General features: G+C 49.9%; 7 protein-coding genes. 5 read left to right on the top strand and 2 right to left on the bottom strand.

Going from position 1 to position 14,110, the window contains the following annotated elements:
- Nucleotides 1–14 precede the first annotated feature (14 nt).
- The 4 genes from ACS5NO_RS15285 (at nucleotide 15) to ACS5NO_RS15270 (ending at nucleotide 5,493) form a co-directional block, all read left to right on the top strand.
- On the top strand, nucleotides 15–479 hold the full coding sequence (locus ACS5NO_RS15285) for a Cif family virulence factor (RefSeq protein WP_439415964.1): 465 nt from the start codon (nucleotides 15–17) through the stop codon (nucleotides 477–479).
- 19 nt (nucleotides 480–498) lie between these two features.
- On the top strand, nucleotides 499–1,890 hold the full coding sequence (locus ACS5NO_RS15280; RefSeq protein ID WP_439415963.1) for an FAD-binding oxidoreductase: 1,392 nt from the start codon (nucleotides 499–501) through the stop codon (nucleotides 1,888–1,890).
- Nucleotides 1,891–2,006: 116 nt separating this feature from the next.
- Nucleotides 2,007–5,138 carry a ligand-binding sensor domain-containing protein gene (locus tag ACS5NO_RS15275; protein ID WP_439415962.1) on the top strand — a complete coding sequence of 1,044 codons (3,132 nt, stop codon included), beginning with the start codon at nucleotides 2,007–2,009 and terminating at the stop codon, nucleotides 5,136–5,138.
- A 172-nt stretch (nucleotides 5,139–5,310) separates the two neighbouring features.
- On the top strand, nucleotides 5,311–5,493 hold the full coding sequence (locus ACS5NO_RS15270; protein ID WP_439415961.1) for a hypothetical protein: 183 nt from the start codon (nucleotides 5,311–5,313) through the stop codon (nucleotides 5,491–5,493).
- Between the two features lie 595 nt (nucleotides 5,494–6,088).
- Here the strand turns inward: ACS5NO_RS15270 and ACS5NO_RS15265 are convergent.
- Nucleotides 6,089–8,791, bottom strand: a complete 2,703-nt coding sequence (locus ACS5NO_RS15265) for a glucosidase family protein (RefSeq protein WP_439415960.1) — start codon at nucleotides 8,789–8,791, stop codon at nucleotides 6,089–6,091.
- A gap of 114 nt (nucleotides 8,792–8,905) precedes the next feature.
- On the bottom strand, nucleotides 8,906–10,372 hold the full coding sequence (locus ACS5NO_RS15260; RefSeq protein ID WP_439415959.1) for a glycoside hydrolase family 28 protein: 1,467 nt from the start codon (nucleotides 10,370–10,372) through the stop codon (nucleotides 8,906–8,908).
- Between the two features lie 401 nt (nucleotides 10,373–10,773).
- Between ACS5NO_RS15260 and ACS5NO_RS15255 the strand changes: the two genes are divergently transcribed.
- The gene (locus tag ACS5NO_RS15255) at nucleotides 10,774–14,058 is read left to right on the top strand and encodes a family 78 glycoside hydrolase catalytic domain (RefSeq protein WP_500684146.1); all 3,285 of its coding nucleotides are present in this window, start codon (nucleotides 10,774–10,776) and stop codon (nucleotides 14,056–14,058) included.
- The last annotated feature ends 52 nt before the right edge of the window (nucleotides 14,059–14,110 follow it).

Raw genomic sequence — 14,110 nt, 5'->3', positions numbered from 1 at the left:
AACCGGTATCGTTCATGAAAAAACTACTATTCTCAATCGCATTTACGCTGATTAGCCTTGGCATCTTTGCCCAAAAAACGGACGAAGAGACCATCAAAAAAGCCTGCATTGCCCAGCACGAAGCCTGGACTAAACGCGACGTTCCGGCTTTGCTGGCGATCAATGCCCCCGTTCCTTACAGCAGCCGATATTGGGCGACAGAAAGTGGCTGGATAGGAGCCGTGAATGGAAGCGACCAGATTGCGAAAACCTATAAAGAGGTTATTAGCAAGTCTCCCCAACCAATGAATGTGACGTCTGTTCAATCGAACTGGCAATTCAAGCCTTTAGGCGAGAACTTCTATTGGGCCACCTACGATCAGGTCTCGACTGCTGCAGATGGAACGGTGCATTCTGGTAAAGAGGCTCGATTGTTAGAGAAAATCGGCGGTCAATGGAAAATGGTGTCGGTCATTACCTTGCCATTGCCCAAAAAATAATTCCAACTCTTCCTGCCCCATGACAACAAATCATACTATACAAACCGATTTCGCTTTAACCGAAGAAGTCCTCGTCGATCTGAAAACCAGTTTTCGCGGCCAACTCGTTCTAGCCGACCATACTCACTACAACTCCGTCCGCTCGGTCTGGAACGGAATGATCGACAAACGACCCGCACTAATTGCCCAGTGTGCCGGTGTGGCAGATTGCATAGGCGCCGTTATATTCGCCCGGCAACAGAACCTGATCGTTGCGGTGCGTGGTGGTGGACACAGTTTTGCCGGAAATGCAGTTTGCGACAACGGCCTAGTCATCGACCTATCTCTGATGCGTAGTATTCGCGTTGATGTGATGCGGAAAACCGTACGTGCCGAAGGTGGGGCACTTCTCAGCGACCTCGATTACGAAACCCAGGTGTTTGGACTGGCGGTTCCGAGTGGCACGGTTTCACACACGGGTGTTGCTGGCTTGACTCTGGGTGGTGGACAGGGCTGGCTGATGAACAAGTACGGACTGACCTGCGATAACCTGTTAGCCGCCGACATCATATTGGCCGACGGGCGGTTTCTGACCGTCAGCAACGATCAGCATCCCGACCTGTTCTGGGCCATCCGTGGCGGGGGCGGTAATTTTGGAATTGTTACCTCGTTTGAATTCCAACTCCATCCGGTTGGGCCGACCATTCTGGGTGGAATGGTACTGTACCCAATTACTCAGGCCGCCGAGGTCCTGCGGTTTTATCGGGACTTCTCAATGAGTGCCCCGGACGAACTGGGTCTGATCGCGGGTTTATTGTCCCTGCCCGATGGGACCCCGGCCATCGCCATCGTGGCGGGATGGTGCGGTTCTTTGGAAGAGGGAGAAACCGTCCTGGCTCCGTTGCGTGCTTTTGGAACACCGCTCGCCGATCTGATTGGACCGATGGCTTATGGTCAGTTGCAGAAGATATTTGATGCGGCTGTTCCGCATGGACTCCACCGGTATACCAAAATGGGTTACCTGCCCACTATTGACGACAATCTGATTGAACGCGTCGTTCAAAACTTTGCCTTGAAACCGTCGGCCTATTCGTTCATATTGTTCAATGTCATGCACGGGGCCGTTAATCGGGTGGCACCAGAAGCAACGGCTTTTCCACACAGGCGACCACATTGGCATTTTGATGTCGTCGCCCAGTGGGTTACGCCCGATGAAGCCAAAAAAAACTTGGAATGGACTCAAAATTTCTGGCAGGAGGTTGAGCCGTTTACGCAGGGAACCGGTGCGAACTTTCTGGATAGTGACGATGGGCTGAGCCGGGTAAAAGCCGCCTACGGCACAAATTACGAGCGATTGGCCCGCTTGAAAAACCAATATGATCCGGAGAATTTCTTTCGACTCAACAACAACATTGTTCCGGCAAACGGTTAGCACTTTTCCCGGAAAATCAGGTTTTGATTTGCAAATAAATAAGTAACTTTATCGGAATCAGCGGCTTACCAACCCAATCGCGCTGATTCCGATTTCTTTTTCTTCCATTGCTACCCATGAAGAAGACGGTTACTGTCTGGCTTATCTCCTTGCTTTTTTCACTTCCCGACCTGGCTTTCGCTCAGCAGACACCGGTTTTGTTCGAGCAATTGACTGCCAAAGACGGCTTGCTGGGAAACAACGTGCGTTCCATCATTCAGGATCGGCGGGGTTTCCTGTGGTTCGCCACTTATGGAGGTATCAACCGCTTCGACGGTTATGCGTTTAAAGGGTATCAATATGATGCCCGGGATACGACAACGCTTGGTGGTAATCATGTCATCGATCTGTGGGAAGACCCGAACGGGTTTATCTGGGCGGCCATTTCGAACGGTGGACTGGCGCGGCTTGATCCTAAAACCGACCGCGTTAAGCGGTTTATGGCGAATCGAAACCGGGCCCGTAGTTTACACACCAATGATGTGACGGCCGTTCGGGGTGACCGCTACGGCAATATTTGGGTGGGTACCATCGAAGGGTTGTGCCGGTTTGATCCGAAAACAGAAACATTTACCCGCTATAGGTGCGATCCCGCCGATCCAACCAGCCCAAGTACCAACACGATGATTTCGGATTTACACGAAAGTAACGATGGAACGATCTGGGTCGCTACTATTGATCACGGAGTCAATCGAATTAGTTATAAGCCAGGGTCAGGCGGTAAGTCGCCGGTTATCACTTTCATCCGGTTTGAACACAATCCCACCGATCCGGCGTCGATTTCCAGCAATCAGGTGATGGATGTGTTTGAAGATCATACCGGAACATTATGGATTGGCACTCTCAACGGGCTGAACCGATTCGACCAACACACAGGACGTCGGACAGCTTTATATCTGCATGATGCCGACAATCCAGCCTCTTTGAGCAGCAGTTGGATCAGTCAGCGAGCCATCGCTGAAGATCAACATGGGAATTTATGGATTGGAACGAATAACGGTTTGAACCGCTTAAACCCGGATCGAACCCATTTCGACCGTTTTTATCATGATCCGGGCAATCTCAATAGCCTGAACGACAACATCATTCGTACCATTTGCATTGATCGCACCGGAATTGTCTGGTTAGGCACCAACGATGCCGGTATCAGCAAATTCGACCCAAACCGGCGAACGCTGGTCTTTACGGGCTACCATTCTAACCAATCTAATCCGATGAGCGGTTACAATATCCGGTCGATTTGCCAGGATAATACCGGAAAATTCTGGATTGGAACCGAAGGCGGTGGCATTTTTCGGTATGATCCATCAACCCGGCAATACCGCAATTTTCGACAAACGAGTCGACCAAATGGCCTGCCAACCAATTTCATCGGCCCCATGCTGAAAGACCGTGACGGTTTCATCTGGGTCGGAATGGGCAGCGACTGGAACAGCGGTACACGGGGTCAAATTGGTCGCCTTGATCCGAAAACCGGTCAGGTCAAGATTTTTTTACCTTTTCAGGTGCCTCACAGTTACGCCTTTATCCTCAATATATTTGAAGATGAACGTGGATTCATGTGGTTCGGAACCGGCAATTTGGGCGTCATATCGTACGACCGGAAACGCAACCACTGGAAGCAGTATAATCATGATCCGGGCAATCCAGCAACGCTACGGGGGAAATGGGCGCGGGCCGTCGTCAGCGATCGCCGGGGTCATGTCTGGGTCGGTACCGATGCCGGACTTGACCGATTAGATTACGAAACTGGTCAGATTACGCACTTTGTCAATAACCCAAAAGAGCCCAACAGTCTGATTTCCAACTATATTCTTAGCCTGTGTGTTGACCGTATTGGTCGACTCTGGGTTGGTACGGATGGCGGACTTTGTCGGTTTGATCCTGTTCATCAACAATTTATATTGTACACTGAAAAAAACGGATTGATTGACAACAGCATTACCAATCTGGTGGAAGACAATGACGGAAATCTGTGGTTGAATACGGCAAAAGGGATTTGCCGGTTTTCACCTAAAACCGGCATCTTTACGGCGTTCGATGCCAACAATGCCGACAACAATTACTTCATTTCGGGCAATATCAACATTGGAGCGACTTTAAAAGACGCCGACGGCAATCTGTATTTCGGGGGAAAAACCAGCATTACGCAGTTTCATCCTCACCACCTTCGTTTCAATCCAACAAAACCGCCCGTTGTTTTGACCGCCCTTCGCCTGTTTGATAAACCGCTACCGGGCACTTTTGATCGCCAGACGCTGACCCTCGACCACGACCAGAATAGCCTGACGCTTGAGTTTGCCGCCCTGAACTACACGTCCGCTGCCAAAAATCAGTACGCTTATCAACTCAAAAATTTCAACCATGACTGGGTCTACGCCGGTACCCGCCGAACCGTAACCTACACCAACCTCGATCCCGGCACGTATACGTTTCGGGTTAAAGGCTCCAACAACGACGGTCTTTGGAACCATGCCGGAACGTTTCTGACCATCGTTATTGAACCTGCCTGGTGGCAAACCGTTTGGTTTAAAATCTTGATGTTAATAACCATTGTGGGATTGGCATACGCTTTTTACCACTACCGATTGGCCCAACTTCGGCACATCCAAACCCTGCGCGATCAGATTGCCCGCGACCTCCACGACGATGTCGGCGGTGTTTTAAGCAGTATTTCTTTCTATAGCGAAGCCGCCAGCGCCATGCACCGCGAGGGCCGGTTTCAGGATTCGTATCATTTGCTCCAAAAAATTGCCGATAATGCCCGAACCACCATTGAACGCATGAGTGATGTGGTCTGGTCGATGCGCTCCGACACCAACAATGCCCTGCGTTTGGCCGAGCGCTTAGAGAGTTTTGGTCATGAATTACTGGCCCAACGTGGCATCAGATTAGTCATTGAAGCGGAACCGGTTTTGGAACGGTTTCCGCTATCGCCCGATGTCCTGCGAAACCTCTATCTAATAGGCAAAGAAGCACTTCATAATGCGGCCAAGCATTCGGAAGCGACGGAAGTACGATTACAGATTCGACAAACCGGTGGTAAAGTAAATCTGGAGGTGCAGGATAACGGAAGCGGCTTCATTGGCCCGGGCAATGGCAATGGACTGGATAGCATGAAAAAACGCGCCGACGCGATCGGAGCACGATTTACATTGACTTCCCAGAATATTGGTGGTACAATTGTTAGCATTGAGAAAAACATGTAATTCAGTTTTGGAACCCGTTAGTCCAGCATAATAGCTATATTATCAATCTTGATGAGTTTATGTTTTAACTTATCAGGTTTAACCATAGCCGGATCAACCGGTACGCCGAAGCACCTCAGACACGTGTTATTGCCATCTGGACGGGGTGGAGCGTTACTGCGACGCCGTTGCGATGCCCAGCACGAACGCCGTTGGTGAAAAGCTTTGGAGTAGTTACCGGTTCAAAGGCCTTGAAATTGAAAAGCTAGCGAGTTACGATCTGTTGGTCAATGTGCCGGATGCCATCGAACGAGAGATTGAGGGGCGGCAAGAAAAGGTGTTTGTACTGGCGTTGGGAATAGGTGAAGCTTGGTGAGTGAGCCCACTACCTTTTTGATAATAAATCCAATTTAGTTATCATTGACAGATATGCTTGTTTAACCATTGCTTTCAGAAGGGCTGACATATCCGAGTCTGAAGGCGCTCACCTCTGTCACAATTCCGCAATTAGTAAAGTCGAAAAAAGTTTGTCGGTGAAGGATTGCATTAGAACGACATGCTTCGTAGCGGCCTGATCCTTCAAGTTTTGTCCAGTGTTTTGTTGTAAGTCCAGTCAGGACGTGGGTACATAATCCGTTTCTGACAAGTTGTATTCTTTCCAGAAACACGGCTTGGGTCTTCATCCTAAAAAACGATCGTTTTCGTGAAGATCTTTCCCTTATCCCTCAGTAAGCCCTTCATAGTAAAGCATTTATGATACGCAGAATATTTAAAGCAGGCAAAAAATAGCAGTTGTATTAACATAGCCCCGAAGAAGTTTTAAATTAACGTGGCTGTTTAAATACATCCACCGAATGCTGAAGAAAGATAGAAATAGGGTTTATTTAACAAAAAGCCCAGTTGGAATTCCAACTGGGCTTTTTGTTAAATAGGTTCAACGCCCGTGCCTTTTTATCGCAGTTACCCGATCCTCAGTAGTCGAGCCGGATTTCAGCCTGGCCCGAAAAGTCTTTTATCGAGACGGTTTCCGTTTGTTCATTATAGATCCCTCCGGTTACCTTCACGGGCTTTTTACCGTCGGGATGTGGAATCCGGATCAACACTTCTTTCGGTTTACGAGGATCCGGGCAGCTCACGGTGGCGGTAATGTACCCCTTTTCGACTTCCGAAGTTACATTGGTCGAAATCGGACCAAAATAGCTCCGGACATTATTCAGCGTTAGTTGATTGCCCTGCTCCAGCCAGTGGCGCGGTACCGTATTGAACAATCGAAGGTTGGAACCCTCCTCCAGATAGAGCATCCAGCGCGTTTCCATCAGGAACCACGCTTCTTCGTGCGTCTTATGCGGACTGACCTTAAATAAATGTTCCCAGAAGGTGTAGGTTTCCCGGTCAGCATGGGCCGCAAACGTATGATAGTAGGTACTTAAAAAAGGTTTGGTCATTCCCAGCTTCGCCTGTATCCAGTTATGGCGGCTGTAATACGGTTGACTAAACGCTGAATTTTCCTGGTAGAAAAGCTCGCTGTGGTAGTTCAATAGCGCTTTAGCCGCTGGCTCATGAGGATCGAGTACTTCGCAAAAAATCAGATGCATGGGACCAAGCATCCCATCCGGTGCCGTAAATGTACCATGCGACCAGAACGTCTCACGTTTCTGGTACATCCCTCTCAAACCGGCCCCTTCCGTCCAGGGCGGAGCCGTGGGACACCAGGTACCATCGCCCAGGGGAACCACCGGCGACATAGCCACCGAAGTAAAAAACGACTGGCGGATATCTTCTTTCCAGGTATCCGCTTCCTTTCGGAGCCGCTCGGATTGGGAAGGGTCAATTCCGGCCAGCATTTCGGCACAGCGGCTCATGCCGAGGTAGGCGTAGCCATTGAGCATGAACTGGTGAAAATGATCTTCGGGGTCCGCTACTTTTCCTTCGATCATCCCATACCCCCGTCCGCGTAGCTCTTCCTTCTTGTTCCGGTTACGCCAGGCAATCAGGTAATCACAGGATTTAAGGATTTTTGCTTTGATGGTTCCGACCCATTCCCGGTCGTTGGTATACCGGAAGTATTCGCCCATGCTCCACAAGGCCGCCCCGGTTTCGACCATATACCCGTTGAAGTTCTGGATAAAACCGTCTTCATGCTGTTTGTCAAGAAAGTACTCCAACGACCTCCTGGCAACATCGGTCCAGCCCATCGAGGCATAAAACTGAATAATTGGCGCACTTTCCGTTCCGATGGGTGAATAGACGCCAATGGTCGGAGCAAGCGTAGCGTTGGGCTCATTGCCGTACGTAATCAGGTCAAGATGAAGCAATCCGGCCTGGATCATTTCGTCAATCCGCTTTTCGGGAACGTGGATTTGCGCAGCTTTCCCTAATTTGGCGAGCCAGAAATCCCGGCTTTCAGCGTAACGCTGCTCAAAGGTCAGCATCGCCAGTTGCGCAGCCCGTTCCTGAGAAACGGGACTGTGGGGAATAAAAAAATCAAACAACGCTTTTTCACCGGGTTGCAGCAAAATAGAAATTTCCTCGCCGGGCAGCGGTTTTCCGTTCAGTTTGGAAATACAAAAAACCCGGTTTTCCGAATAAGCTGAAAATCCGGTTTTTACTTCGAAACGATACGGAAATTTCTGCCACCACATAGTGCCCGGCCGTGGCGTTTTGAACCAGGCATAACGGGGCACGGGTCCGCTATTCACGGCTTCAACCCGGAAAAACAAAACGGTTTCCTCGTCCGGATTCAGGGCTTTCTCCGATTTGGTTTTCACCAGTTCCTGCTGCTCGTTGGTGAACATGTGACCGCCACTGTAACTGTCGGCCACTAGAAAATCGGTTCCTTGCAACGCCGACAGGGGTGATTTTTCCAGAGAAACAAACGTGGTAGACTTATAAACGACATCATCGTCGGTCAACGTGGAGTGCAAAATCGGCAATGTACCCTGTTCCAACCGACGCGAGACATTCTCCTTTACGCCAACGCCCCGGCCATAGGTGTATAGATAATGGACCGGTTCATTTTTGGTCTCGACCAGTCGCAAGGCCGTCGACGACCGTTTGGGGGAAATAATGCTGGCTTCTCCCTGGGATGCGTCTGTGAGGTTTTCGGCAATCTGGAAGATTCTAAAATCCCGGCTAGTCCCCAACCAGGTAGGTACAGTCATGTTCCGAACCTTCTTCTCGACCGAGGAAAAGGAAACCTCCCGCTCGGTCTCAATCCGCTGCAGCTTGGTCATTGTTTTTCGGGAACGTACGGTGGCCTCGACCTCCCGATAAGACCGTCCATCCGTCGCACTCAATACGACGACGCCATAATCCGGCAGATAAATGGGGGAAGTGGAGGTAACGTCCCGAAGAAAAAAGGAGAACGGATTTTTGGCCGTTTTGATTGACACGACGGTGGCTCCGGTCCCGTATTCGGTCCGGGCACTATCAATCGTTATCAGAATGCCCGGGCGGCTGCCTGACCCGACCTGAAAGGCGTTGGCTTTCATTTTGCCTTTTCTGGCTAACCCTTCAATTGTACGCAGCACACCGTGCTGCAACTGAACCGTACCGGATGGCGACGAACCTTCTTTCCATTCGACCCTGACCTGTCCTACTGTCTGGGAAAAAGCCTTTGGGCCCAAAAGCAATAGCAAAAAAATGAAGGCATTGAAAATCCGTTTGTAATTCATACTCGAGCCATATTAGGTATTTTTTGTCATCCCAACGCGGGACGGGACCGGTCGGGACGACAAAAAACGATTGGAACAAAAGTTTCGATAGCCTCGCCAGGAAACGGATAAAGATCAGCGTCCCGGCAAAGTCAGGCCGGTGGAATGGACGGAATAGACAGACGGTTTTTTTCGGTCGGGGTCAGTGATAAGCATGGGGGTTAGGTTAGCCTGCTTCACGTCATCGAGCACCACGGCGGGACGGTAGTCTTTTTTCAAACACGTTAGTTTTACGTTATCGAACCGAATATTTTGCGCATGGCGAATGTAAAAACCCCAGGCCGGTAGTTCGCCAAACATGGAAAAATCCGGGTAAGCCGTCGGCTTTTCGGGGACTTTGTCGAGCGCCGTGAGCGGTACGTTTGCCACCATCGAAGACCCCCCGCCGGCGTAAATGATCTCCACATTTTTTAACGTCACATCGTTAACAATGGCATCGGGCATACCAACAATCGACGAGGGCGATACATTCCGGGGCATGTCTTCGATTGGGCCTTCATATTCATAGCCTGCGTCGGGTTTCGTGGCGGGTACCTCGACCCGGATGTTCGTCAGCCGAACGTTTTCAAGACGGCCTTTTTTTCCCTTCACCCGCTCGCCGATTCGCAGAAAAATGGCGTTTCCGGTATTGATAGCCTGTAAACTGTCAATCAATACGTTCTCGACAAAACCGCCATCCACCGCTTCCAGGGCAATAGCTGAGCGATAGGTATCGTAGACTTTGTTCTGTACCATTTTGATGTTTCGAAAACCGCCATAGCTGGCCGTACCAAATTTGATCGCATTGGCACTCGACCGGATCGTACAGTTGCGCACGTAGATGTTCTGACACACCTGCGAGGCATCATGCGATTTCAAACAAATGCCGTCATCGGCTGAATCGATGTAGGAGTCGGTAACGCTGACACTGTCCGAATCCACAATGTCGATGCCGTCGTTGTTCCAGTAGGCTTTGCTGTCGACCGTAATGCCGGCCAACTGCACGTTGCGGCACTGATCGTAAATTTGCACCCAACTTGCGGCATTCCGTAACGTTACGGTTTGAAGTTTTACCCGCTGACATCCCTTGAAGTAGATAATCACGGCGCGCGCTTCGGCCTCGGGACGATCATAACGGAACAAGTCTTTGACGAGACCTTTCTGAATCACATTCACGACATTCCGGGCTAATTGACGCCCCTGCCCGTCGATGACCCCCTTGCCGGTAATGGCAATATTTTGCTGATTTTCGCCGAACACCAGCGCCGTCCAGACGTGTCGATCGTAATCGAAGGGATTGAGTGATCCCATGAGCACGGCTCCTTCTTCCAAGTGCAGCGTTACGTTCGATTTTAAATGAATCGACCCCGTCAGATACCGTCCGACGTAGAACACCAGCCGACCACCTCCATTGGAATGAATATAATCGATCGCGTACTGAATGGAACGCGTGTTGAGCGTAGCGCCATCCGAATAGATGCCGAAAAACAACGCTGGATAATCTTTGGCTTGAAGGCTCAGGCTGGCCCAGAGCAGAAGCAGGGCGGTTCTTAAACAGATCATTGATTATGAAGATGGGTTTAGGTAGCAAACGTCAATCAACAAAATCACCCGGACAGCCCCATCAGGATTCGCAGAATTAGCCAATACAGGTTCAGATTTGCTTCGAAAATCCATTTGAGAAGGTGGGCTGACGATCACCACTGTGAGAGATGCATCGCCTATAAAACTACTTATCGTTAGCTAGAATTGGTAATAAAGGCTGAAGAAATGGCATAAAAGCATCATTTTCTGCTAATAAACTGGTATTCTTTCGTGCTCCAAAGCACTAAGTTTACGTTGCAAAAACCATACGTTTTTTATAAAAATTAATACCTATTCAATGTGAGAGATACCCTGATTAGCTGCAATCCATTTTCGACTTTTAACACTGTTTGGCTATTCACTACTTTCAAGCTTTACCAATGAAGATTTTATGGTTTACTATTCTGGCGCTGCTGTCTACCTTTTTAGCATACGGTGACAACCAAAATAATGATTTGAAAATTAGTAATCTGCGGACCGAGTATTTAGTAAATCCGATTGGGATTGATGCCAAACAGCCCCGCCTGAGTTGGGAGTTGGTTTCTACAAAGCGAGCACAGTATCAGTCTGCCTATCAGATCTTGATAAGTGCGGATTCCCTATCCCTGGTAAAAGGTGTAGCGAATGTATGGGACTCAAAAAAAGTTGAATCCACTAGTGCCAATCAAGTGCGGTACACCGGGAGCAAACTGCTTACCAGGACCAAATACTTTTGGAAAGTCCGCGTTTGGGACGCCGGGAAGAATGTTAGTTCGTGGAGTGCCATCGCCAGCTGGTCGATGGGGCTGCTCCATAAAGAGGACTGGAAGGCACACTGGATTGGAGGGCCGGAAGAAAATGTACCTGCCGACGCAAAATTTGACATCTGGCCTAGCTTTCAATCAGGTTCTGGCTCTATGGAGAATGCGGGCAATCAATGGGTCGATGTTGATTTAGGTTCGCAACAGGACATTCGTCAAATTAAACTCTATCCCGTAGCGTATAAACTTCAGCCCAGCGGCTACTTATTTCCCAAACGTTTCAAGATTTTGGTATCGGCTACGGCTGACTTTAAAAAGCAAACGGTCGTTGCCGACGAAAGCACCCGGGATTACGAGCAGAGTGGGCTGGAACCGTACAGCAAACCGATGGCGCCCGCAACCGGCCGGTACATCCGGGTAGTCGTTCATAAACTCCGCAAAACGGACGAGGGAAAATACGCCTACGCCATCGCCGAATTAGAAGCCATCAATGCCCGTTCCGAAAATGTTGCGCTGAAAAAACCGGTCGCTGCCTCCGTTCCGTACGCTACCTATCCGGCCTTTTCAGCGGAGAACTGGAGCCCGGCCAAATTGACGGATGGAGCTTACACCGGCAGTTCGGCTAATCGCAAGCCCTTCAAATCGTCCATACCCGCATCGCCGTTGTTAAGGAAGACATTCACGGTAACGAAAGAAGTGAAACAGGCCACCCTCTACGCGAGCGCTTTGGGCCTGTATGAGATGACCCTGAACGGCAAAAAAGCCGGAAATCAGGTTCTGGCCCCCGAGTGGACCGATTACCACGAACGTGTTCAATACCAAACCTATGATGTCACGAAATCCCTGAAAAAAGGCATTAATGTGATGGGGGCCATGTTGGCAGATGGTTGGTATGCCGGTGGCCTATTTTCCCATCCTGACCGGGGGGCGTATGGATTCGACCGACGGTTGATCGGGCAACTGGAGCTGCTGTTCGACGACGGTACCCGAACGCAGATTGTAACCGATGCAAGCTGGAAGGTATTGGAAAACGGCCCCGTCCAAATGGCATCCATCTTCGACGGCGAAAATTTTAATGCAAAACGGTTGCCCGCCATGTGGATGGAACCGGATTTTGATGACGCTGGGTGGAAATCAGTTACCGTCGACAAAACCGTCTCAATAACACTCAACGCCCAGCTCAACGAGCCGATTAGAGTGATCCAGGAAATTACGCCGATACAGGTGGTGAAGGTGAAGGAAGGAACGTACATTTTTGACCTGGGGCAAAATATAGCGGGGTGGGTAAACCTTAAAATTCCTTACAATCCAGCTCAGAACATCACTTTTCGGCACGGCGAAGTGCTGGACGAAAATGGCCAGCTTTATGTTAGCAACCTGCGAGCCGCTAAACAGATGGATGTATATACACCCGGGTTGGAAAAGTCCATTGACTATGAGCCTCGCTTTACGTATCATGGCTTCCGATACGTTGAGATTTCCGGTCTTACCCAGGAACCTAAACTCACTAATGTAACGGGGAAAGTAGTTGCGTCGGCTGCGCCGTTGGCCGGTACATTTGAAAGTTCGTCGCCCGATCTTAATAAGTTGTGGGCCAATATTTTATGGACTCAGCAGGGGAACATGCATTCGGTGCCGACCGACTGCCCCCAACGGGATGAGCGGGCGGGATGGATGGGGGATGCCCAGGTGTTTGCCCAGACATCTATTTTCAATCTGGACATGAGTGCCTTTTTCACCAAGTGGGTGAGGGATATTGCCGATTGCCAACGAGCCGACGGACGTTATCCGGATTACACCCCGCAGGTCGATAAGTGGAATCGCTATTGCAATGCCCCCGGATGGAGTGATGCGGGAGTCCTGGTCCCCTGGCGAATGTATGAGAACTATGGCGATACGGCCATCTTAGCCCGCCAGTATGTGTCGATGAAAGCCTACATCCGGCACATCCTAGACACCAATCCGGATCTGTTGTGGAAAAATGAGCGGGGGAACATGTACGGCGATTGGCTGAACGGAAACACCATTATTGCGGACGACTATCCGAAAGAGGGGGGTAAAGTGGATAATGATATCTATTCAACGGCCTTTTTTGGCCATTCAACCCGAACCGTCGCAAAGGTTGCCAGGCTGCTTGGTCATCAGCGAGACTACACGTTCTATGACTCGCTGGCAAACGCGATAAAGTCACGATTTATCAAAGAATACGTTACCGATGACGGTACCATTGCCGGTAATACGCAAGCGGCATACGCCCTCGCGCTGGATTTTGACCTAGTGCCCGGAAAGCTGAAGAAACAAGCCGCAGCCCACATGGTCCAGGCCATCAAAGCGTATGATTACCGGATCTCGACCGGTATTCAGTCGACGATCCGGTTGATGAATCAGTTGTCGGAATACGGGTATGCCGACGTGGCTTATAAATTACTGGAAAGCCGCCGGTTTCCTTCCTGGATCTACTCGATTGATCAGGGAGCAACCACCATTTGGGAACGCTGGGACGGATACGTAAAGGGACGCGGTTTTCAGAACGTAGGCATGAATTCATTCAATCATTACGCCATCGGCGCCGTGGGCGAATGGATGTACCGAAGTATCCTGGGCATCAATGCCGATTCTGCTGGTTACAAGCATTTTACCATTAAACCGCGTTTGGGAGGCAGCCTGACCCGAGCCAGGGGGGCTTATCATTCCATTGCCGGAAAAATTGCTGTTGACTGGAAAGTCAATAACGGCACGTTCCAGTTAGCGGTTCAGATTCCGGCGAATACCACGGCTACCGTGTTCCTGCCATCCGGAAAAAGCATCAGTGAAAACGGGCAACAGATTACCGGATCAAAAGACATCCGGATTATTGAGACCACGGCTGTGGGTACGGCTTTACGCGTGCCATCCGGTCATTATACGTTCAGCGTTGCTTTGTGAAGTAAGAAAAACAACGTAGAATGATCAAGGCAGTAAAATGAATGTGATGGAT

This window comes from Larkinella fluvii (assembly GCF_051857545.1).
Classification (GTDB): Bacteria; Bacteroidota; Bacteroidia; order Cytophagales; family Spirosomataceae; genus Larkinella.
The sequence above is the reverse complement of the archived record's forward strand: the minus strand, read 5'-3'. Positions and strand labels throughout refer to the sequence as shown.